This is a genomic window from Bradyrhizobium sp. 192 (assembly GCF_023100965.1).
GTDB lineage: Bacteria > Pseudomonadota > Alphaproteobacteria > Rhizobiales > Xanthobacteraceae > Bradyrhizobium > Bradyrhizobium symbiodeficiens.
The window spans coordinates 6,134,854-6,156,234 of record NZ_CP064690.1; the positions used below are offsets into that span (position 1 = coordinate 6,134,854).

At 65.7% G+C, this 21,381-nt stretch carries 17 protein-coding genes; 4 read left to right on the top strand and 13 right to left on the bottom strand.

Annotation, left to right across the window (positions count from 1 at the left end; all coding sequences use genetic code 11):
* Nucleotides 1–9: 9 nt before the first annotated feature.
* Nucleotides 10–2,319, bottom strand: coding sequence for a xanthine dehydrogenase family protein molybdopterin-binding subunit (locus tag IVB24_RS28775; RefSeq protein ID WP_247769838.1), 2,310 nt, complete (start codon nt 2,317–2,319; stop codon nt 10–12).
* Between the two features lie 249 nt (nt 2,320–2,568).
* Between IVB24_RS28775 and IVB24_RS28780 the strand changes: the two genes are divergently transcribed.
* Nucleotides 2,569–2,733, top strand: a complete 165-nt coding sequence (locus IVB24_RS28780) for a DUF2934 domain-containing protein (protein WP_247769840.1) — start codon at nt 2,569–2,571, stop codon at nt 2,731–2,733.
* An 88-nt stretch (nt 2,734–2,821) separates the two neighbouring features.
* Here IVB24_RS28780 and IVB24_RS28785 read toward each other — a convergent pair whose 3' ends face one another.
* The 6 genes from IVB24_RS28785 to IVB24_RS28810 all read right to left on the bottom strand — a co-directional run bounded on the left by IVB24_RS28785 (nt 2,822) and on the right by IVB24_RS28810 (nt 9,874).
* Nucleotides 2,822–3,097 carry a DUF1127 domain-containing protein gene (locus IVB24_RS28785; protein WP_247769842.1) on the bottom strand — a complete coding sequence of 92 codons (276 nt, stop codon included), beginning with the start codon at nt 3,095–3,097 and terminating at the stop codon, nt 2,822–2,824.
* 258 nt (nt 3,098–3,355) lie between these two features.
* Nucleotides 3,356–4,882 (bottom strand): murein biosynthesis integral membrane protein MurJ, encoded by a 1,527-nt coding sequence (gene murJ, locus IVB24_RS28790; RefSeq protein ID WP_247769844.1) that lies wholly within the window; start codon nt 4,880–4,882, stop codon nt 3,356–3,358.
* 194 nt (nt 4,883–5,076) lie between these two features.
* Nucleotides 5,077–6,228 (bottom strand): DegT/DnrJ/EryC1/StrS family aminotransferase, encoded by a 1,152-nt coding sequence (locus IVB24_RS28795; protein WP_247774187.1) that lies wholly within the window; start codon nt 6,226–6,228, stop codon nt 5,077–5,079.
* Nucleotides 6,229–6,278: 50 nt separating this feature from the next.
* A complete protein-coding gene (locus tag IVB24_RS28800) occupies nt 6,279–7,283 on the bottom strand; it encodes a Gfo/Idh/MocA family oxidoreductase (RefSeq protein WP_094972408.1) in 1,005 nt (334 codons plus the stop codon).
* 181 nt (nt 7,284–7,464) lie between these two features.
* On the bottom strand, nt 7,465–8,877 hold the full coding sequence (locus IVB24_RS28805) for a mannose-1-phosphate guanylyltransferase/mannose-6-phosphate isomerase (protein WP_162406651.1): 1,413 nt from the start codon (nt 8,875–8,877) through the stop codon (nt 7,465–7,467).
* Nucleotides 8,878–8,884: 7 nt separating this feature from the next.
* A complete protein-coding gene (locus IVB24_RS28810) occupies nt 8,885–9,874 on the bottom strand; it encodes an NAD-dependent epimerase (RefSeq protein ID WP_094891568.1) in 990 nt (329 codons plus the stop codon).
* 226 nt (nt 9,875–10,100) lie between these two features.
* Here IVB24_RS28810 and IVB24_RS28815 point away from each other — a divergent pair, with 226 nt between their 5' ends.
* Both IVB24_RS28815 and IVB24_RS28820 read left to right on the top strand, forming a co-directional pair.
* Complete coding sequence (locus tag IVB24_RS28815) at nt 10,101–11,060, top strand: lysylphosphatidylglycerol synthase transmembrane domain-containing protein (RefSeq protein WP_247769846.1); 960 nt, start codon at nt 10,101–10,103, stop codon at nt 11,058–11,060.
* A gap of 35 nt (nt 11,061–11,095) precedes the next feature.
* Nucleotides 11,096–12,082, top strand: a complete 987-nt coding sequence (locus IVB24_RS28820; protein WP_247774188.1) for a glycosyltransferase family 4 protein — start codon at nt 11,096–11,098, stop codon at nt 12,080–12,082.
* On the opposite strand, the gene IVB24_RS28825 is transcribed toward IVB24_RS28820, so the two are convergent.
* The 6 genes from IVB24_RS28825 to rfaD form a co-directional block, all read right to left on the bottom strand.
* Nucleotides 12,070–13,017 (bottom strand): NAD-dependent epimerase/dehydratase family protein, encoded by a 948-nt coding sequence (locus IVB24_RS28825; protein WP_140480515.1) that lies wholly within the window; start codon nt 13,015–13,017, stop codon nt 12,070–12,072. The genes IVB24_RS28820 and IVB24_RS28825 overlap by 13 nt on opposite strands.
* Nucleotides 13,014–14,234 (bottom strand): glycosyltransferase family 4 protein, encoded by a 1,221-nt coding sequence (locus IVB24_RS28830; protein ID WP_247769848.1) that lies wholly within the window; start codon nt 14,232–14,234, stop codon nt 13,014–13,016. The genes IVB24_RS28825 and IVB24_RS28830 overlap by 4 nt, the downstream gene beginning before the upstream one ends.
* 2 nt (nt 14,235–14,236) lie before the next feature.
* Nucleotides 14,237–16,150, bottom strand: coding sequence for an SDR family NAD(P)-dependent oxidoreductase (locus IVB24_RS28835; RefSeq protein ID WP_162308645.1), 1,914 nt, complete (start codon nt 16,148–16,150; stop codon nt 14,237–14,239).
* Between the two features lie 84 nt (nt 16,151–16,234).
* Nucleotides 16,235–17,521, bottom strand: coding sequence for an O-antigen ligase family protein (locus tag IVB24_RS28840; RefSeq protein ID WP_247769850.1), 1,287 nt, complete (start codon nt 17,519–17,521; stop codon nt 16,235–16,237).
* Nucleotides 17,518–19,002 (bottom strand): D-glycero-beta-D-manno-heptose-7-phosphate kinase, encoded by a 1,485-nt coding sequence (rfaE1, locus tag IVB24_RS28845; RefSeq protein ID WP_247769852.1) that lies wholly within the window; start codon nt 19,000–19,002, stop codon nt 17,518–17,520. The genes IVB24_RS28840 and rfaE1 overlap by 4 nt, the downstream gene beginning before the upstream one ends.
* Before the next feature lie 12 nt (nt 19,003–19,014).
* Nucleotides 19,015–19,995: an ADP-glyceromanno-heptose 6-epimerase gene (gene rfaD, locus IVB24_RS28850; protein ID WP_247769854.1), complete on the bottom strand. Its 981-nt coding sequence runs from the start codon at nt 19,993–19,995 to the stop codon at nt 19,015–19,017.
* A 159-nt stretch (nt 19,996–20,154) separates the two neighbouring features.
* Here rfaD and waaF point away from each other — a divergent pair, with 159 nt between their 5' ends.
* Nucleotides 20,155–21,255 (top strand): lipopolysaccharide heptosyltransferase II, encoded by a 1,101-nt coding sequence (gene waaF / locus IVB24_RS28855; protein ID WP_247769856.1) that lies wholly within the window; start codon nt 20,155–20,157, stop codon nt 21,253–21,255.
* Nucleotides 21,256–21,381: the final 126 nt, after the last annotated feature.

A 21,381-nucleotide genomic window follows, 5' to 3' on the forward strand; every position in this document is an offset into this window, starting at 1 on the left:
GGCTTGATATTACAGGCTGTGACGGCGGTGGTGCTCGTTGATGGCGATCCACACCCGCTCAGGCGTTGCCGGCATGTCGATGTGGTCGATCTTGTACTCGCGCCAGAGCGCGTCGACGATGGCGTTGACGATGGCCGGACAGGAGCCGATCGCGCCGGCCTCGCCTGCCCCCTTCACGCCCATCGGATTGGTCTTGCAGGGGACGTTGGCGGTCTCGAACACGAAGGCCGGCCCGTCCGCCGCCCGCGGCAACGCGTAGTCCATGAAGGTCGCGGTGATCAGCTGGCCGTCATTGGGCCCGTAGACCACCTGCTCCATCAGGGCCTGGCCGATGCCCTGCATGGCACCGCCATGCACCTGGCCGGCGAGAAGCAGCGGATTGAGCGTCTTGCCGAAATCGTCGACGATCACGTAGTTGACGATCTTGATGATGCCGGTGGCCGGATCGATCTCGACCTCCGCGACATGGGTGCCGTTCGGATAGGTGCCGTCAGCGCTGGCAAAGGTCGCGCTGGCATTGAGCTTCGACGGATCCGCGCCCGGCCGCTTGGCGAGATCGGCGAACGAGATCGAACGGTCGGTGCCGGCGATCCGCACCACGCCTTCCGATATCTCGAGGTCGCCTGCGCCGGCTTCCAGCGCCTGCGCCGCGATCTCCTTCAGCTTCTGGCCGAGCTCGCGCGTGGCCCGCTCGACGCTGACGCCGCCTGAGGGAATCGAGGCCGAGCCGCCGGTGCCGAGGCCGGTCTTGATTTCGTCAGTGTCGCCCTGGTGGATGTGGACGCGCTCCGGCGCCACGCCGAACTGCTCCGCGACGATCTGTGCATAGGCGGTCTGATGGCCCTGCCCGCTCGACTGCGTGCCGATCAGGACGGTGATGTCACCATTGGGATCCATCCGCACATTGGCGGTCTCCTCGCCCATGGTGCCGCAGACCTCGACATAGCTTGCGAGCCCGATGCCGCGGATCAGACCACCCTTTTTGGCCGCCTTGGCGCGCTTTCCAAACTCCTTCCACTCGGCGATCTCCATCGCGCGCTTGAGATGCGCGGCGAAGTCGCCGGAATCATAGACCTTGCCCGTGGCCGTCTTGTAGGGCAGCGCCTTCGGCGGGATGAAGTTCTTGCGACGGACCGCGTCCGGCGTCATGTCGAGTTTTCGCGCGCAGGCGTCGACCAGGCGCTCGATGACGTAGGCCGCTTCAGGACGGCCTGCGCCGCGATAGGCATCGACCGGCACGCTGTTGGTGAAGACGGTGCGAACCCGGCAGTGGAAGGCCTGGATGTCGTAGAGGCCCGGCAGCATGCCGGCGCCGCCATGGGGGATGTAGGGCCCGAAGGTCGAGAGATACGCGCCCATGTCGCCCATCAGGTCGCAATCCATCGCGAGGAATTTGCCGTCCTCGGCGAGCGCCATCTTCGCGGTGGTGACGTTGTCGCGGCCCTGCGCGTCGCCCATGAAATGCTCGGTGCGGTCGGCCGCCCATTTCACGGTCTTCTTCAATTTCTTCGCCGCGACCGCCACCAGTGCGTATTCGCGATACGGGAACAGTTTCGTGCCGAAGCCGCCGCCGACATCCGGGCAGATCACCCGCATCTTGTCGGTCGGGATGTTGAGCACGTTCTGACAGAGGATATCGCGCAGGCGATGGCTGCCCTGGCTGCCGATCGTCAGCGTCAGATGGTCGCGCTTGGCATCGTATTCGCAGACCGCCGCGCGCGTCTCCATGAAGCTCGCGACCACGCGCGGATTGACGATGGAAACTTCCGCCACCGCATGCGCCTTGGCGAAGGCGGCTTCCGTCGCCGCCTTGTCTCCGATCGAGACGTCGAACAGCACGTTGCCGGCCTTGTCGGGCCAGACCTGCGGCGCGCCCTTCTTGACGGCGTTAACGACGCCGGTCACGGCCGGCAGCGGCGACCATTTGACCTCGATCGCCTCGATGGCGTCGCGGGCCTGGTCGATGGTCTCGGCGACGACGAAGGCGATGGAATCGCCGACATGGCGCACCTCGTCCTTGGCCAGGATCGGATAGGGAGGCCCCTTGAACGGGTCGGTCTCCAGGTTGAACAGGCACGGCAGATCGCCGAGGTCGCCGACGTCGGCGGCCGTCAGGATCAGCGCCACGCCGGGCAGCCCGCGGGCGCGGCTCGCGTCGATGGTGAATTTGGCATGCGCATGCGGCGAACGCAGCATCAGGCAGCGCAGCGCAGCCTGCGGCGCATAATCGTCGGTATAGCGGCCCTTGCCGCGGATGAGCGCGTCATCCTCCTTGCGCAGCACGCTTTGACCAACGCCGAACTTGATGGGAGCCGCCATTTGATTGTCCCGTTCTCATGGTTGTTTTGCCGGCATATTGCCGTGGAAAAACTGGCAAGGCAAACGGGTTTGTCGGTGCCGGGCATGCCCCTTGGGCGCGGCTCCTTCCCGAGACCGCCGCGCAGGAACAATCCTCCAGGCCAAGCTTTGTGTTGCGGAGACGGAATCCGGAGCGGGACAGTCGCCAGCGCGGCCATACGGCGTAATGCCCGTGCGGCCGCGTTACCCTTTCAACCAACGAGTGGACCCATGCCGAGCCCGAACCAAGAGCAGATCAGTATTCGCGCACATGAATTGTGGGAGGCCGCCGGACACCCCGAGGGCCGCGAGGACGAGTTCTGGCACGAAGCCGAACGCGAATTGAAGAACGACAGCACCAATCACGACGAGAAGTCCCAGACGTTTCTCGAGTAGCAGGCTGGCCCAAAGACAAGCCTGAGACAAGCGGCCTCGCCGACGCCGCTTGCGTCAAAGCGCATCTCCATCGCGCGCGGTTGATCGTCTACATTCCACCGCGGTTCAAAAGATACCGCGTGCGATCTCGCAGCCTATCGATGGCACGTTCAGGCGCGATGCAGTCGATCTCGCCGCGCGTCAGGCCGATATCCATCAGCTCCCTGTCGCTGAGACCCTGCAAGGTCACCCGCGAGCGCGGGCACCACTCCTGAAACGCACGCCAGTATCGCCTAAGCAGGCTCAGGACGATGGAAAGGTCGACGCGAAGTCTCGCGGCATCACGCTCCATCGCAGCTGTGATGTCGGTCTGTTGGGGTGGCATCGGACGCTCCTGCTGTTGAGCCGGCAGGGAGCGTGGCCAAACAAAAGGCCCCGTCCGATGCCGGCGGGGCCTGGTGGAAAAGATGTCGTCGAAATCCTAGCGCACGACTCCTCCCACGGCCCAGCCGAAGCGGGTCATGTGGTTGCGGTTGAGTTTGCGCGAGCATTTAATCATGCCGCCTCGGTAACACGGCGATCGCGCAAAATCAAGAGATGTGCGAATGTCGGGTGCAGCCTTGAGGCGAACGCCCCCGCTCGGTTAGCCACGCACCAGCGAGACAAGCCACTTTCGCCCAAACAACACGAGGATCGCGAGCGCGTAGACGATGGTGCCGCCAAGCGCCAGCAGCCCCAGCATCACTTCGTCCCGGAAATGCATCGTGCCCAGCCAAGAGCCGCTGAAGCGCGCGATCAGCCAGAACGTCACCGCCAGAATGATCCCGGTCAGCAGGAATTTGGCGAGCGACATCAGCCAGGCGCGGTCCAGCACGAGAAAGCCGCGGCGCACCGCGAAGAACAGCACCAGCAGCAGATTGGTCCAGACGCCGACGGCGGTTGCGAGCGCGAGGCCGATCTGGGCGAGCGATCCCATCAGGGCGATCTTCAGCGCGACGTTGACGGCGATGCCGGTCAGCGACGCCCGCACCGGCGTTGCCGTATCCTTGCGGGCATAGAAGGTCGCGACCGCGCTGCGGATCAGCACGAAGGGGATCAGGCCGATCGCATAGGCCGCGAGCGTCGCGCCGGCGGCGGCGGCATCGGCCTTGGAGAACGCGCCGCGGGCGAACAGCGCGCGCATGATCTCGTCGGGCACGGTGAGAAAAGCCGCTACGAACGGGATCGAGAACAGCAGCGTGAAATCGAAGGCGCGGCGCTGCGCCTTCATCGCGCCGTCATGGTCGTTGGCGGTGATCCGCCGCGACATCTCCGGCAGCAGCACCGTGCCGATCGCGATGCCGATGACGCCGATCGGGAGCTGGTTGAGGCGGTCGGCATAATACAGCGCCGAGAGCGCGCCAGCGGGAAGGAAGGTCGCAATGATGGTGTCGGCGAACAGCGCGACCTGCGTGCCCATCGAACCCAGCGTCGCGGGGCCGAGTGCCTTGAAGAAACCGCGGACGTCTTCGTCGAGCTTCAAGGGCGCAAAGCGCGGCAAGCCGCCATGGCGGGCGAGATCGCCGGCCAGCAGGAAATATTGCAGGAAGCCCGAGATCAGCACGCCCCAGGCGGCGGCGTGGCCCGCGGTCGGAAACCAGACGGCAACCGCCAGCGTCATCATCATCGCGACGTTGAGGAAGATCGATGCGGCGGCGGCGCTGGCAAAGCGCTGCATCACATTGAGCATGCCGCCATAGAGCGTCACCAGCGTGATCAGGAGCAGATAGGGAAAGGTGATCCGGGTCAGCTCGATCGCGAGCTTGCGCTGCTCGGGTTCGTCACCGAAGCCGGGGGCCAGAATGCTCATGGCCTGCGGCATGAACAGCCAGGCGACGATCAGCAGCACCACCTGCGAGGCCAGCAGCAGCGTGAAGATGCGGTCGGCGAACAGATGTGCCGCCGCCTCCCCCTTTTCGCCATGGACGTGGGCATAGGCCGGCACCCAGGCGGCGTTGAAGGCGCCCTCGGCGAAGATCGCGCGGAAATGATTGGGCAGCCGCAGCGCCACGAAGAAGGCGTCGGCCACGGGGCCGGCGCCGAGGATCGCAGCGAGCATGATGTCGCGGGCAAACCCCGTCAGCCGCGAGAGCAGCGTGTAACCACCGACCGTGAAGATGCGTCCGAGCATGCGTCTGTTTTAGAGCATGGCGCGATTAGGTCTAGGTGAAAGCGGCGGCGGAGGTGCGCGCCAGGAGCGCCGGCAGTCTCCACAGCGTCATGGCCGGGCTTGTCCCGGCCATCCACGCCTGGCCGCACACTCAAAGAACGTGGATGCCCGGGACAAGCCCGGGCATGACGACTAGCGCAGCAAGAACGATGATATCACCCCGCCAGCGCACCTTGCACGGCGGCGATGATTCGCTCCTGATCGGCTTCGGTCAGATAGGCGTGCATCGGCAGGCTGATGACGTCCCGCGACAGGCTCTCGCAACCCGGCAGGCCGCCCTCGGCGACCGGATATTGCTTGTAGGCGGTCTGCTGATGCATCGACTTGCCGTAATAGATCGCGGTCGGCACGCCCTGAGCTTTCAGCGCGGCAGCGAAGCCGTCGCGGTCGGTGCCCTCAGGCAGACGGATGGTGTATTGCGCCCAGACCGAGGTATTGCCGGGCGCCAGGCGCGGCACGGTGACGACATTGGACAGGCCGCGGGCATAGCGTTCCGCAACCTTGTTGCGGGCGGCGATCTCGTCGTCGAAGATTTTCAGCTTCTCGAGCAGGATCGCGGCCTGCATGGTGTCGAGCCGGCCGGTGAGGCCGAGGCGGACGTTGTCGTATTTGTCGACGCCCTGCCCGTGCACGCGGATGCTGCGCAGTGTCGCCGCGAGTTCGTCGTCATCGGTGAAGATCGCGCCGCCGTCGCCGAAGCAGCCAAGCGGCTTGGCCGGGAAGAAGCTGGTCGCGGTGGCGAGCCCGAAGGTGCCGAGCTTGCGGCCCTTGTAGCTCGCGCCAAAGCCCTGCGCAGCGTCATCGAGCACGAACAGGCCCTCGGCCCTGGCGATCTCCGCGATCGCATCGTGATCGGCGGGCTGGCCGAACAGATCGACCGGAATGACCGCGACCGGCTTGAGGCCGGCCTTGCGCGCAGTCGCGATGCCGCGCTTGAGCGACTCCGGACTCATGTTGAAGGTGGTCTCGTCGACGTCCACGTAAACCGGCGTCGCGCCGGTCCGCGCCACCGGCGAGGCCGTCGCGATGAAGGTGAAGGACGGACACAGCACGGCATCGCCGGGCCCGACGTTCTTCGCCATCATCACCATCAGGATCGCATCGGTGCCGCTGGCGCAGCCGATCACGTGCTTGGCACCGCTATAGGCCGCGAGCTGCTTCTCGAGCTCGGCGACTTCAGGACCATTGACGAACTGGCAATGGTCCATCACGCGCTTGACCGCGGCATCCAGCGAAGCGCCGAGCCGGCGGCGCTGCGAGGCGACGTCGATGAAGGGAATGGGTTCGGAACGCAGATGCTGGTTCATAGTCTGGTTCTTGGCGCCTTGCTGGTTTTGAACGGTCGACATGGAAGGGATCAGCCGGCGACGCGGCGCGGGCCCTTGAGGGCGGGCGATTTGGCCGCGGGCCGTGACGGCGTCTCCAGGCACTGCGTCGCGATCTCGAGGCTGGCAACGCCTTCGTCGCCCGTGACTGCCGGCGTTTCGCCGTTGCGCACCGCCTTGAGGAACGCGATCAGCTCGGCGCGGAGCGGCTCGTCATGGCCGACCGGCAGATGCCGCATCGAATAGCTGCCGTCAGGCTTGAAGCCGAAGCATTCGGTGACCTGGCGCGTCAAGAGATCGCCCATCACGTATTTGCCGCGGGTCGCGACCGTGACGCTGCGCGCCTTGAACGGCGTCAGCCAGTTGGTGTTGATGTGCGCGAGCACGCCGTTGGCGGTGCGGAACTGCAACAGCGCGATGTCCTCGCGCTCGGCGACCGCGCTCGACAATTGCGGCTGCACCTCGACGATGTCGGATTCGGTGAACCAGCGGATCAGGTCGATGTCGTGCACGGCGAGGTCGATGACGACGCCGACATTGGACATGCGCGGCGGGAACGGGCCGACACGCGTGATCGCGATGGAGAGAATGTCCTCACCCGCGATCGCCTGCTTGACGGCGACGACCGCCGGATTGAAGCGCTCGACATGGCCGACCATCAGCGTGACGCCGGCCTCGTGCGCGGCAGCGACGATCTCGCGGCCCTCCTCCACGGTGGACGCGATCGGCTTCTCGACCAGAACATGGATGTTCTTGGCGATGCAGGCGAGCGCGACTTCGTGATGGAGATGGGTCGGAGCTGCGATGGTGACGGCGTCGACGCCTTCGGCGAGCAACTGGTCGAGGGTCTCGAAGCTTGCGCAATTGGCCAGTTCCGTCGCGCGCGTGCGATGTGCCGGCGAAGGATCGACGACGCCGACGAGGCTGACGCCGGGGAGACCCGCAAGCACGCGCGCGTGGTTGCTCCCCATTACACCGGCGCCAATGACGCCGACGCGCAAGCCGGCCTTTGCCGGTGCAGACCCTTTGGAACTCATCTGAGCAAACCCCGATTCAACGCAAATCCCCGGCGCGCTTCTAGCACGGGCGCCACATTTGTGGCGAATGCCGCCTTGGCGGCCCGGACACGATTTGATTCAAAAAGTTACACGTTCCCCGGGCCTTAAGCCGAAAAAAACCGCCTGTTCGGCCCGGGTCGCGTGATTCGGAGTTTGCTGGTTACGACCTTTGATAGTCGTCTTCAATCCGGATGATGTCGTCTTCCCCGAGATAGCTTCCAGTCTGGACCTCGATCAGTTCCAGCATGATTTTACCGGGGTTCTCCATCCGATGGACGGCGCCCATCGGGATGTAGATCGACTCGTTCTCGTGCACGGCCTTCACCGTCTCGTTGACGGTGACGCGAGCCGTGCCGCGGACGACGATCCAGTGCTCGGCGCGATGATGGTGCTTCTGCAGCGACAGCCGCCCGCCCGGCTTCACCACGATGCGCTTGACCTGATGGCGCTCGCCATTGTCGACCGACTGGTAGCTGCCCCAGGGGCGGTGCACCTTCAGATGCTCCTCGGTGACCTTCGGCGCGACCGCCTTCAGCTTCGTCACGAGACGCTTCAGGCCGTTGGCATCCTTCTGGCGCGAGACCAACACCGCATCCGCGGTTGCGACCACGACGAGATCATCGACGCCTTCGAGCGCGACCAGCGCGGAATCGGTAGTGACGTTGCAATTGCGGGAATCCTCGAACACGGCGCTGCCGTGCGACGCGTTGCCCTGCGCGTCCTTGTCCGACAATTCCCACACCGCGTGCCAGGAGCCGACGTCGGACCAGCCGCACGACACCGGTACGACCGCGGCGCGCGAGGTCTTCTCCATCACCGCATAGTCGATCGAGATCGCCTTCGCGGCGCCGAATGCCTCGGGCTCCAGCGTGAGGAAGCCGAGATCGCGACCGGCATTGTTGACCGCGCTGGTGATAGTCTCGACGCTCGCGGCATCGACCTTGCGATATTCGTCGAGCAGCACGCTCGCCGGGAACATGAAGTTGCCGCTGTTCCAGAGATAGCCCGAATTGACGTAGTCGGCCGCCTTCACCGCGTCCGGCTTCTCGACGAAGCGCGCGACCGCGTGCACCTCGCCGGAGATCACCTCACCCGGGTTGATATAGCCGTATTCGGTCGCCGGCCGTTCCGGCTTGACGCCGAAGGTGACGATGCGCCCCGCATTCGCAGCAACGAGGCCTTCGCGGCACGCGGCGACAAAGGCGGCATTGTCCTGCACGACGTGATCGGCGGCGAGCGCAAGCACGATGGCGTCGCTGGCGCGGTTCTGCGCGAACACCGCACCGGCCGCAATCGCCGGTCCGGAATCGCGCCGCATCGGCTCCAGGATCACGTCGGCCTCGATGCCGATCTCGGCGAGCTGCTCCAGCACCATGAAGCGATAGGACGCGTTGGTGATGACGATGGGCCGGTCGAACAACTGGGGATCAGAGACGCGCAGCAGCGTGTCCTGGAAGGTCGAGCGCGTGCCGAACAGTGGCAGGAACTGTTTTGGCCGCACCTCGCGCGAAGCCGGCCACAGCCGCGTGCCGGCGCCGCCGCACATGATCAGGGGGATAATGCGTTTGTCCATCGTCATCTCAAACCTTGAAGTAGTCCCGATACCAGGTGACAAAATTGTGGACCCCATGCTCGATCGGCGTTGACGGTGCAAAGCCGGTGTCGCGCATCAGGTCCTCGACATCCGCGAACGTTTCCAGCACATCTCCCGGCTGCATCGGCAGCAATTCTTTGATCGCCGTCCGGCCCAGCTCCCGCTCCAGAAGACCGACGACGTGCATCAGTTCCTCCGGATGGTGATTGCCGACATTGTAGAGCTTAAACGGCGCATTTGCGGCAGCCGGATCGTCCGCAGGCACAAGATCGATCAGCTTGGATACTACACGCGTGACATCATCGACATAGGTGAAGTCGCGGCGCATTCGCCCATGGTTAAACAGCCGGATCGGCTTGCCCGCCATGATGGCGTTTACGAACAGAAACATGGCCATGTCGGGCCGTCCCCATGGCCCGTAAATGGTAAAGAAGCGCAGGCCCGTGACCGGCAGGCGATAGAGATGGCTGTAGGACTGCGCCATCACCTCGTTCGCCTTCTTGGTCGCGGCGTAGAAGCTCACGGGATGATCGGTGCGGTCCGCAACCGCAAATGGCATTTTTGTGTTGGCGCCGTAAACGGAGGATGACGAGGCGTAAACGAGATGACGACAGCCGCTGTTGCGGCAGCCCTCGAGCACGTTGAGAAAGCCCACCAGATTGGAATCGACATAGGCGTGCGGCTGCTCGATCGAGTAGCGAACGCCGGCCTGCGCCGCCAGATGCACGACCTCGGTGAAACGATGCCGCGCAAACAGCGCCGCCATCGTCTCGCGGTCGGCAAGATCGGCCTCGACGAAGGAGAAACGAGGGTCGCCCTGCAACAGCGCCAGGCGCGCCCGCTTCAGCGCCGGATCGTAATAGGCGTTGAGATTGTCGAGCCCGACGACGGACCGGCCTTCGCCCAGGAGCTGCCGGGCGACGTGAAAGCCGATGAAGCCGGCGGCCCCGGTGACCAAAATCGCCTGATCCGTCATCCTGTTCCCCGGAGATCCCCTCGCCCGATCCTGTTTAGCCGTCCGTTCGAGGGGGTCGCAATAGGGCCCGCGGCCTGAGCGCTCCATAACGCCCCCCACGAGGGCTCACGAGGACCTCTCACGACGGCTATTGCAAGATCGGCGCCAAAACCATACCAAAGCGGCCGAATTCGGCGCTCGCGTCGGGTTGCCTCAAATCATCGCAAACCCAGTTCATGCGGGCGAGATGCGCCGAATCCTGCTGTCGACGGCCAAAATCCTGATTTCCGTGGCGCTGCTCTATCTGGCGCTGCGCAAGGTCGATCTGTCCGAATTGTTTTCGCGCTTCACCGTGACCAGCCTGTTCTGGATCGGCGCCGCGATCGCCATCACTTTCCTGCAGATCTTCGTCGGCGTGCTGCGCTGGCGCGAGATCAGCGCCGTCTGCGGCGCGCCGCTCGAGCTCGGCCGCGCCATGCGCTACAACGTGATCGGCTCTTTCTTCAACCAGACCCTGCCGTCGGCGATCGGCGGCGACGCGGTCCGGCTGTGGCTGGTCGCGCGCGCCGGCGCCGGCTGGCGTGCGGCGACCTACTCGATCTTCGTCGACCGCGCGATCGGCTTGATCGCGCTCGCGATTCTCATCGTCGCGAGCCTGCCCTGGAGCTACACTCTCATCACCGATCCGCACGGGCGCTCGGCGCTGCTGCTCATCGATCTCCTGGCGCTCGCCGGCGGCCTCGGCTTCCTGGTTTTCGGCGCGCTGAAATGGCGCTGGCTGAAGACTTGGTGGGCCACGCATCACATTCACGCCTGTGCCGTGATCGCGAACCGCGTGATCTTCAGCCGCAGCCGCGGACCGATCATCGCGGTCCTGTCGGTGCTCGTTCACGTGCTCGCCGTCGTCATCGCCTGGTGCGTCGTACAGTCGATCGCGGCCCCGGTCCGCTTCAGCGACGTCTTCCTGCTGGTGCCGCCCGTGATGCTGATCACGATGATGCCGATCTCGATCGCCGGCTGGGGCGTGCGTGAAGCCACGATGGGCCTCGCGTTCGGCTTCGCCGGACTTGCGGCCAACGAGGGCGTCAACGTCTCGCTGCTGTTCGGCGCCGTGTCCTTCATCGTCGGCGCGTTCGGCGGCCTGGTCTGGATCCTCAGCGCGGAGAAAGCCGCGCAGGGGTCGGCGCCGATCGGAGTGCCGGAGTGACGACCCTCGTCGCGGGTCCGGACCTTGCGGCCGGACTGGTGCTGTTTGCGCTTGCGCCGGCCGTGCTGGCCGCACTGATCTCGGCCTGCATCACCTGGCAGAGCATGCCGCTGCTGCAGCGTTACGCGTTGGCGCGTCCGAACGCACGCTCGTCACACAGGATACCGACCCCGCAGGGTGCGGGCATCGCGGTCGTCGCGGCCACGCTGCTGGTGGCTGCGTGCTGGGCGTACGGCGCGATTCCCCTGCCCCTGATCGTCTCCGCCGTCCTGATCGCGACGGTCGGGCTCGTCGATGACATCAGGCCCCTGCCCGTGCTGCTCCGCCTCGTGCTGCAGGCGGGAGCCGTGGCCGCCGTCGTCTTCACGACACCGGAGACGCTGCGCATCGTGCCGGCCGTGCCTCTCGCGCTGGAGCGCGGCCTCATCCTGCTCGCCGGAATCTGGTTCGTGAACCTCGTCAATTTCATGGACGGGCTCGACCTCATGACCGTGGCGGAGGTGGTGCCTGTCACGGCCGCGCTCGGACTGTTCGGATGGTATGGCGACCTCTCGCCGTCAGCGGCGCTGCTCGCCACCGCGCTGTGCGGGGCCATGCTCGGCTTTGTGCCGTTCAACAAGCCTGTCGCAAAAGTGTTCCTGGGCGATGTCGGCAGCCTGCCGATCGGCCTTTTGCTCGGCTGGTGCCTGCTGGAGCTCGCCTGGCACGGACAGCCCGCCGCGGCGCTGCTGCTGCCGGCTTATTATCTTTCGGATTCCACCATCACGCTGTTTCGGCGCATCGCGCGGCGCGAACCATTCTGGTCGGCGCACCGCACGCACTTCTATCAGCGCGCCACCGACAACGGCTTCACGGTCAAGCAGGTGACCGCCGAGGTGTTCGCGCTCAATCTCGTGTTGGCCTTGCTTGCCGTCGTCAGTGTTCGCGCCGGCTCGATGCCGGTCACGATCGTCTCCCTGTTCGCAGGCGCGGCCGCAGTCGCCTTCGTGCTGCGGCGGTTCGCGCGCCCTCAGGCGTCCTGAGCCGCCAGCGCCAGCCGCAGCCCCTCGTCGAGGGAGACCTCCGGCTGCCAGCCGGTCGCGAGCGCCTTGGAGATGTTGAGCTCGAGCGAGCCGATCAGGCTGTCATGCGTATCCTGCCGGCCCATCACGCTGAGCAGCGTGCTGAGCACGCCCGACGGCACGCCGAACAGCCGCCGCCCCTTGCCGGACGCTTCGGCCAGCCGCGTGATGAATTCGGGCGTCGAGACCTGCTCCCTGTCGGCGACGAGGAAGATCTCGAAATTGCTGACGGGATCGGGATGGCCGAGCCGGTGCAGGATGAACGACGACAGGTTCTGCACGGCAAGGAAGGCGCGCTGGTTGCGGATCGCGGCAAAGGGCAGCGGCACCCCGAGATGGACCGCGCGCGTCAGCAGCGCGAAATTGCCCTTGGCGCCCGCGCCATAGACCAGCGGCGGCCGGATCACCGAGATATTCATGTCGTTGTCGCGCGCCAGCGTCCTCAAGCCCGCCTCGGCCGCAGCCTTGGACATGCCGTAGAGGCCGCGCGGCGTCAGGATGTCGTCCTCGCTGAACGGCGGGCGGCCCTCATTGCTGCGGCCGTGCACGAGAACGGTGCTTACGAAGATGAACTGGCGCACGCCGGCCGTCGCCGCGCAGCGCGCCAGATGCAGCGTGCCGGCGATATTGACGTTGCGGTAGAGCTGGACCGCGTGCTCCTCGTTCTTGTGATGCACGCGCGCGGCGAGATGGACGACGACGTCGACGCCTTCCAGCGCGGCCTGCCAATCGGTCTCCGGACCGATCGTCTCGATCACGACCTCGTCGTCGACACCTTGCGGGCTGCGGACCGCGCGGCGGACCGACCATCCCTCGCGCGCCAGCGCAGGGGCGACGTGACGGCCGACGAAACCACTCGCCCCCGTCACCAGCACGACCGGCTTCTTCTCGCTCATCGTTGCTCCGAAAGGTGCGGGGTGCGCAGCAATTCGTCGATCACGCCGGCATAGGCGTTCATCGCCGTCGTCCGGTCGAATCGCGCCGCCGTCTTCACCGCGCGCGCCGCAATCGCATCGTCGTCGGAACGGGACGCCGTGCGGATCGCCGCGGCGAGCTGATCGGCGCGGCCCGGCGTCACGACCCAGCCAAGCCCGTTCTCCACCACCGTCAAGGCCGCCTCGGCCTCCGGCTCGGAGACCAGCAGCACGGGACGGCCGACCGCCAGCAGATTGTAGAACCGGCTCGGCACCGACACCCCCGCCACGTCCTTCCGGTACGGAATGATCCAGAGATTGGCCGCCGCCAGGAACGCCTCGAGCTCGGTATCCGCGACGCGCGCCACAAAGGAGACATTGGAGAGGTTTGCTTCGGCCTGCAACTGCTTCAACCGCTCGAATCCGATGCCCCAGCCGGACAGCAGGAAGTGAATGTCGGCCTCGTCCTTTAGAAGCCGCGCCGCCTCGAACACGATCTCCGGATCATGGGTGAAACCGAGATTGCCCGACAGGCCGACGATGAAGCGCGCGGAAAATCCTTTGCGGAACGGGTTGTCCGAATTGACCGGCCGCGGCGCGGGCACGAGCGTCGCCCAGTTCGGGATGAAGCGGATCTTGTTCCGCGTCATTCCGGCATAGCTCAGCAACGGCCGCTCCGCATCGCGGCCGATGGTGATGACGGCATTGAGCGCGCGGAACATCAGGCTGTTGACAGCGCGCATCGTTCGCGTCACGAGCGAGCCCGGCTTCAGCAGGCCCGCCATCACCAGCACGTCGGGAAACAGATCGTGCATGATCAGCGCCGAGCGCGCGCCCTTGAACCTGGCTGCCGCCGCCACCGCGTAAGGCAGCATGAACGGGGCGGTGACCGTGAGCACGACGTCACCTCGCCTCAGCTCCCGCATCAACGCGACGAACGTGCGCGCCGCGAACAGCAGTTCCGACAGCCCGCGCCGCACCAGCGCCGCCTTGCCCGCCATACGGTTCTTGATTGCGATCACGCGCGGCTTGCCCGGTCCGGTCTGCGAGGCCGGCGATGCGCTCGGCCAGCCCGAGAGCACGACGACCTCGTGCTCGATGGCGAGACGGCATGCGATCTCGGCCATGATCGCGGCCGTCGTGCTCGTATCCGGCGGATAATGCTGGCTCGCGACGACGATCTTGCCTCGAGGCTGCATGGTCAGGCCGCGGTCGACCCGAATTCGGGCACCGCATCCTTCAGGATGGTCCTGATGGTGGCGCGATCGTCGCGCGCGATCGCCTGCTCCAGCGCCACGATCCATTTGCGCAGCGTCTGCATCGGCGGCTCGTTCGGCTGCGCGGCCATGATGCCGGCAACGCCGATCTCGCGGGTCGGCTCCTCGGTGGCGAACAGGATCTCGTGCAGGCGCTCGCCCGGCCGCATGCCGGTGAACACGATCTCGATGTCGTAGCCGGGCTGCAGTCCGGAAAGGCGGATCATGCGCTCGGCGAGATCGACGATCTTCACCGGCTGGCCCATGTTGAGCACGTAGACCGAGACGTCGGGACGGTGCGTTCCGAGCGCATGCGTGGCCGCGGTGATGACGAGATCGCAGGCTTCGCGGATGGTCATGAAGTAGCGGACCATGTCGGGATGCGTCACCGTCACCGGGCCGCCGGCCTCGATCTGGGCCTTGAATTTCGGAACCACCGAGCCGTTCGAGGCCAGCACGTTGCCGAACCGGACCGAGATCAGCCGCATCGGAGACCTGGCGCCGCCGCTATCTGCCGCAAGGTCGTGATCCAGCGCCTGGCAGTACATCTCCGCGAAGCGCTTGGTCAGGCCGAGCATCGACACCGGCTCGATCGCCTTGTCGGTCGAAATCATCACCATGGCTTCGGCGCCGGCGGCAACGGCGGCATCCGCGACGTTGATCGAGCCGAAAATGTTGGTCTTGACGCCCTCGCTCCAGTCACGCTCGAGGATCGGCACGTGCTTGAGCGCAGCGGCGTGGAACACGATGTCCGGCTTGAACCCGGCCATCAGGCGCATGATGCGCTCACGGTCGCGGATGTCGGCGATCCGCCCCTCGACCTCGGCGGCGGCGCCTCGCGCGGCAAGCGCCTCCGTGATGGCATAGAGCGCGGGCTCGGAGTTTTCCACGATCAGGAGCCGCGCGGCGCCGAAGGCGACGACGCGCTCGCAGATCTCTGACCCGATCGAGCCGCCGCCGCCGGTGACGATCACCGCCTTGCCGTTGATCAGCGCTTCCAGGCGCGCATAGTCGATCGTCTCGCTCGGCCGCAGCAGGAGGTCCTCGACCGCGACGGCGGTGAGCCGCGGCGCATCGCCGCTCTCGAGCGAGGGCATCCGGTTGACGATCACACCCAGCTTGCGCGCCCGCATCAGGATCGATTCCGGACGCGCTTCCGGCTCGAATGCCGACGGCGTCATGACGAGGCGCGCGATCGGCTTGTTGCGCTTGGCGAAGTCGGCGACGACGTCCTCGACGTCGTCGAAGCCGCCGAGCACCGGCACGTTGCGGATGAACTGACCTCGATCCGAGATCGACGGCGACAGCACGCCGACCGGCCAGATGCGCTTGATCGCGCCGCTCTCGATGCCGCGCAGGAGCACCTCCGCATCCGCGGCGCGACCGATCAGCAGCGTCGGCGCGGCCTCCTCGCCCCTGGCGTGACGCCGCACCCGCGTGTAGCGGAAGTAGCGGTAGGTCATGCGCAACGCGCTGAGGAAGGAGATCTCGAGGAACCAATAGAGGACGATCGTCACCTTGCCGAGGAAGAAGGCGCCGCGGACGTTGGGGGCGACGAAGATGTAGTCGAGTATGAGCAGGGCGACCGTCAGCACGGTCGCGACGCGGATGATGTTCAGCGCGTCAGGCAGCGAGATGAAGCGCCATTTCGTCGTGGTCAGGTTGAAGATGAAGAACACGACCACGCTGAAGGCGAGGAAGTAGGGCAGGATCTGGAACAGCAGCGGCAGCCGGTCGTAGAAGCCATCGCCACCCTCGAATCGCAGATAGAAGGCGGCAAAAAGCGCCGCCGCGGTCGCCAGCAGGTCGTGGAGCGCGATCAGGAAATTGCGCAAGGTGAGATGCGAAAGACGCGTCATCCGCCGACCGATGAAAACCCAGTTAGGTGCAACCTGACCGCGCTGATAGCCCATCTGGACAGGACTTGCCAGCCGCGCGGCCGCTCAGGAACCGGCTTCCCCCATCTTCGCCTGGGGCTGTTGTGCCCGGAGCACCATGCCGCCGGCAACGCCGACCCCGATGACGTACATCCAGCCCTCGTGGAAGTCGAACAGATGGGAGTTGAACAGCGAGGTGAAGACGTTCTGCACCACCACCAGGAGCCCGATCCAGTTCGCGAGCCCGTCGCCGCGAAACAACCGCAGGTGCAGGATCCAGATCGCGTAGAGAACGGCGATGCCGATCAAGCCCCATTGCACGGCAACGTTGAGCGTCTGGTTATGCGGGTTGCCGATCACCTCGGCTGAGGCCTGGTACAGACCGCCGGGCGTCGCGACCCGTTCGAACAATCCGCGCGTCGAGCCGGTGCCGTGTCCCTTGATCGGCGCCTCCGCGAAGAAGCCGAGCGACTTCCGCCAGAATTCGAGCCGCAGGCCGAGCGAGGTCGGCTCGCCCTTTTCGACATAGCGCGTGTAGTCGTCGGAAAACCTGTCGGCCGTATGGCGCAAATACGGCGAGGCCTGCCAGGCGAGGACGGCAACGGCGAGCAAACCGGCGGAGATGAGTGCGATGCTGCGCCCTTTGAGATGCAGCAGCGCGAACACGCCGAACATGATCGGGATGGTGACGAGCGCGGTACGTGACACCACCACGAAGGTCATGTTGATGAAGAATCCCAGTGCCAGTGCCGTCAGCAGCCCGGCCAGCCAGTATCGCTTCTCACGCAGCAGCATCACGATCGGATAGGCGAGCGCGACCGCGCACAGCGCGAATTCCTGGCTCTGGTCGATGTAATTCTTGACGAAGATGCCGCGCTCGGCCGGATCGGTCTTGAGCGCGAGGTTCGGATAGAAGGCGACCAACCAGGACATCACCGACAACAGAGCGCAGGACACCAGGAAGGCGACGAATATCCAGCGGCCGCGCGGCGAACGCTCGAAATGATAGAGCAGCACCGGCAGCACCAGCAGCTTCATGGTCGGATTGACCGCATGGAAGCGCGCGCCCCAGGCCGCGTCCGACCACAGCGTCCCCACCAGCGCGAGCAGCACCAGCGCAATCGGAGCAAGACAGATCGGACGCTTCAGGGATTGCAGGAACGCGCGGACGTCGAGGAACGGCACCATGCAGAGCAGCATCAGCACGTTGAAGATGCCCGCCAGCGAGGTCGACCAGGGCAGCGAGGCCGCGGTCAGGATCGCAAATATATCGACGGTCTCGCGCCAGGCCGCCGGGCTGCGCAGGCGGCGAAGCATCATCTCGCCGGTCGTCTCGCGTGCCAGTGCCGTCACTTGCCCCCTCCCCGGGCGCGATGGACCAGCGCCGTCGTGCTGAAGCCCTGGAGGATGTCGACGAGCACGACCGTTCCACCCGCTTGCTCGACGACCTCGTGGCCGACCACCTGCCCCCGGGTGTAATCGCCCCCCTTCACCAGCACCCCGGGCTTGATCCGCGTGATCAGATCGATCGGCGTGTCCTCCTCGAAGATGACGACGAGATCGACAGCCTCCAGCGCGGCGAGCACCTCGGCACGCGCGCGCTCGTCCTGGACCGGCCGCTCGGCGCCCTTGAGCCGCCGTACCGAAGCGTCGCTGTTGAGCCCGACGATCAAGCGGTCGCAAGCGGCGCGCGCCGCAGTCAGCACCTTGACGTGGCCGGGATGCAGGATGTCGAAGCAGCCATTGGTGAAGCCGACGCGCTGCCCTTGCTTTTGCCATTCGGCGAGGTGCGCATCAAGGGCAGCCGGCTCGAGCACGATCTTCTCTTCGGCCGCCAGCGTGGCATGCGGCAGGATCTTTCGGCGCAACTCGGCCGCACTCACGCTTGCGGTGCCCTGCTTGCCGACGGCAACGGCTGCAGCGGCATTGGCCATGCGCAATGCCGTATCCCAATCCGCGCCGGTCGCAAGCGCGACCGCGAGCGCGGCAGCGACGGTGTCACCAGCGCCGGAGACGTCGCGCACCTTGACCGGGAAAGCCGGAACGTGAACCGCTGCGCCATTGCGCGGCACCAGCGTCATGCCGTGCTCGCCTTGGGTGACCAGGATCGCCTCGCAATCGGCGAGCCGCATCACGTCCTCACTGGCATCGACGATGCTCTGTGGCGTGTCGGCGCGGCTGCGCGTTGCTTCCGAGAATTCCTTGCGGTTGGGCGTGAGCAGCGTGGCGCCACGATAGATCGCCCAGTTCAGGCTCTTGGGATCCACGATTACGGGCTTGCCGAGCTTACGCGCGGCGTCGATGGTGTGGCGGATGACGCGCGCCGTCAGCACGCCCTTGGCGTAGTCCGAGAGCAGCACGATGTCGGCGCGCGCGATCTGCGGCAGGATCGCCTCGATCAGCTTCGTCTCGATGTCATCGGACGGAGGCGCCGCCTGCTCCCAATCCGCGCGCAGCATATGCGTGGAAAAATGTTCGGAGACGAAGCGGACTTTTCGCGTGGTCGGCCGCGTGGGGTCGCGCACCAGCACGTTCTCGACGCCGGTAAGCTCATCCAGCGCCGCCTCGAGCCGTGCACCGGCATCGTCCTCGCCGACGAGGCCGACGAAGATACAGCGTGCACCCAGCGAGGCGACGTTGCGCGCGACATTGCCGGCGCCGCCGATATGGATCTCGCTGCGCTGGGCCAGGATGACGGGCGTCGGCGCTTCCGGCGAGATCCGCGACACCTCGCCATAGACGAACTCGTCCAGCATGATGTCGCCGATGCACAGCACCGTGCGGACTGAGATGGCCTTCGCGAGGGCGTCGAAATCGAGAATGGGCGTCGGCATGGTGAAATGGCCTCAGCGGAAGCGGTCGGGCCGGTCGAGGTAATCCCCGACATAGGCCTTCACCGCATCCTCGAGCGTCGTGAAGCCGCCGTTATAGCCGGCGCGGTGGAGGCGATCGACCTCGCTCTGGGTGAAGTACTGGTAGGCCCCGCGGATCTGCTCGGGCATGTCGATATATTCGATGTTGGGCCTAGTGCCGAGCGCCGCATAGGCCGCCAACATCAGATCCCTGAAGCTGCGCGCCTCGCCGGTTCCGACATTGAAGAGTCCGGACACCGATGGTGTCGCAAGCAGCCACATCACGACGCGCACGACGTCGTCGACATAGATGAAATCGCGGCGCTGATCGCCGTCGGCAATGCCCTCGCGGTGCGACTTGAACAATTGCACGACGCGGCCTGCCTTGACGTCGTCGAAGCGCCGCGCCAGCACGCTCATCATCGAGCCCTTGTGATATTCGTTGGGGCCGAACACGTTGAAGAATTTCAGGCCCACCCATTGCGGCGGGAGCATCTCGCCGCGCGCGGCACGTTCGGCGACCGCGAGATCGAACATGTGCTTGCTCCAGCCGTAGAGATTCATCGGCCGCAGTTTCTTCAGCGCCGGCAGCGAGCCGTCGTCGTCAAAACCCGCCTCGCCGTCGCCATAGGTCGCCGCCGAGGAAGCATAGATGAAGGGCACCGCGCTCGCCGCGCACCAATCGAGAAGGCGCATCGACAGGCGGAAATTGGTCTCGAACACGAGGTCGCCGTCGGTCGCGGTGGTCGCGGAAATCGCCCCGAGATGGATCACGGCGTCCAGCTTGCGGCCTTTCAGCCAGTCCATCAGTTCAGCGGGCGGGACGATATCCACAAGCTGGCGCTTGGCGAGGTTCCGCCACTTCCCTTCGTTACCCAGGACATCGCAGACCACGACGTCACTGCGGCCGGCGTCATTGAGCGCGGCCACGACATTCGACCCGATAAAACCGGCCCCGCCGGTCACCAGCAACATTCAGAAATCCCTGCCCGATCTTTGCGGCCCGGTCCTGCCCTAGCGCATGAGCCGCCAAAGTGTAAGCGGTTTTGGGATTGAACGGTCTGCCGGCTTTACCTGCCGGCCCGGAGCGGCTACCGAACCGCCATAATCGGATCGCCGCGGCCCCATTAACAGATGAACAAAGATTCGCAATTTAGTGGAGATGCCGATCGGGACGACACACGCCCGATCCTGATCATTCCCTACATGTGGATCGGTGACTTCGTGCGGAATCACACCGTGGTCCGCGTCCTGAAGGAGCGCTGGCCCAACCGGCCGGTCGATCTCCTCACCACATCCCTGTGCGCCCCGCTGGTCGATTACATGCCCGGCGTGCGCGAGGGGATCGTGTGGGACCTGCCCCGCGGCCGCCTCGCCATCGCCCGCCAGTTCGCCCTGGGGAAACTTCTGCGCGAGCGGAACTACGGCACGGCCCTGGTGCTGCCCCGGACCTGGAAGGCGGCCATTGCGCCGGCGCTGGCCGGTATCCCTGAACGGGTCGGCTTCGTCGGCGAATTCCGGTTCGGCCTGCTCAACCGCTGGCGCTGGGGCGAGAAGAAGCTGCCCCGCTTCATCGACAAGAATGCCGTCCTCGCCCAGCCCGATGGCGCGCCCCTGCCTCCGGAATGGCCGGTGCCGCAATTGCGGGTCCCTGCCGAAGACATCGCCCGCTGGCGACAGGCCAACGGCCTCGGCGCGGGAGCAGCCGTGGCGCTGGCGCCCGGCTCGGTCGGCGTGTCAAAGCGCTGGACCTACTATCCGGAGGCCGCTCGGCTGCTGGTCGAGCGCGGCTTCGAGGTCTGGGTAGTCGGCGGCCCCGGGGAAAAGGGGCTGGCGCAGGAGATCGTCGCCGCTGGTGGCTCCGGGAACGCTGGCGGCCCGGGGACCGCGGGCGGCCCTGGGGTACGCGACCTCACCGGCACCGATTTGCGCAACGGCGTGCTCGCTATGGCCGCCGCCGGCGTCGCCATCTCCAACGATTCCGGCCTGATGCACATCGCGGCTGCGCTGGGCACGCCCACCATGGGCATCTTCGGCCCGACCAGCCCCTATCTCTGGGCCCCCCTCAACGGCCTCGCCGCCACTGTGGTGCAGGACAAGGAAGTGCTGTCCTGCCAGCCCTGCCAGAGCACGATCTGCAAGATGAACGACCACCGCTGCATGCGGAATATCGCGGCGAGCGAGGTGGTGGGGATTGCGCAGCGGGTGTTGGAGACATCGCGCGCGGCGACATGAGATGCTGGTCTCTTGAGACTATCGATTTCCGCCGGTGGTTTTCCAAACGTATCGACGGGCGCCAAGATTCGAGCCGCCGCGCCGGCATCCAAGCCGTTGATTTCACTACGACCTTCTACTGTGCAT

Coding starts and splice junctions, on each gene's coding strand:
- IVB24_RS28835 (WP_162308645.1), bottom strand. CDS start 16,150: ATGACGCGTCTTTCGCATCTCACCTTGCGCAATTTCCTGATCGCGCTC.
- rfaD (WP_247769854.1), bottom strand. CDS start 19,995: ATGTTGCTGGTGACCGGCGGGGCCGGTTTTATCGGGTCGAATGTCGTG.
- IVB24_RS28785 (WP_247769842.1), bottom strand. CDS start 3,097: ATGCCACCCCAACAGACCGACATCACAGCTGCGATGGAGCGTGATGCC.
- IVB24_RS28800 (WP_094972408.1), bottom strand. CDS start 7,283: ATGAGTTCCAAAGGGTCTGCACCGGCAAAGGCCGGCTTGCGCGTCGGC.
- IVB24_RS28825 (WP_140480515.1), bottom strand. CDS start 13,017: ATGAGCGAGAAGAAGCCGGTCGTGCTGGTGACGGGGGCGAGTGGTTTC.
- IVB24_RS28795 (WP_247774187.1), bottom strand. CDS start 6,228: ATGAACCAGCATCTGCGTTCCGAACCCATTCCCTTCATCGACGTCGCC.
- murJ (WP_247769844.1), bottom strand. CDS start 4,882: ATGCTCGGACGCATCTTCACGGTCGGTGGTTACACGCTGCTCTCGCGG.
- IVB24_RS28775 (WP_247769838.1), bottom strand. CDS start 2,319: ATGGCGGCTCCCATCAAGTTCGGCGTTGGTCAAAGCGTGCTGCGCAAG.
- IVB24_RS28810 (WP_094891568.1), bottom strand. CDS start 9,874: ATGACGGATCAGGCGATTTTGGTCACCGGGGCCGCCGGCTTCATCGGC.
- IVB24_RS28780 (WP_247769840.1), top strand. CDS start 2,569: ATGCCGAGCCCGAACCAAGAGCAGATCAGTATTCGCGCACATGAATTG.
- IVB24_RS28805 (WP_162406651.1), bottom strand. CDS start 8,877: ATGGACAAACGCATTATCCCCCTGATCATGTGCGGCGGCGCCGGCACG.
- waaF (WP_247769856.1), top strand. CDS start 20,155: ATGAACAAAGATTCGCAATTTAGTGGAGATGCCGATCGGGACGACACA.
- IVB24_RS28815 (WP_247769846.1), top strand. CDS start 10,101: ATGCGCCGAATCCTGCTGTCGACGGCCAAAATCCTGATTTCCGTGGCG.
- rfaE1 (WP_247769852.1), bottom strand. CDS start 19,002: ATGCCGACGCCCATTCTCGATTTCGACGCCCTCGCGAAGGCCATCTCA.
- IVB24_RS28830 (WP_247769848.1), bottom strand. CDS start 14,234: ATGCAGCCTCGAGGCAAGATCGTCGTCGCGAGCCAGCATTATCCGCCG.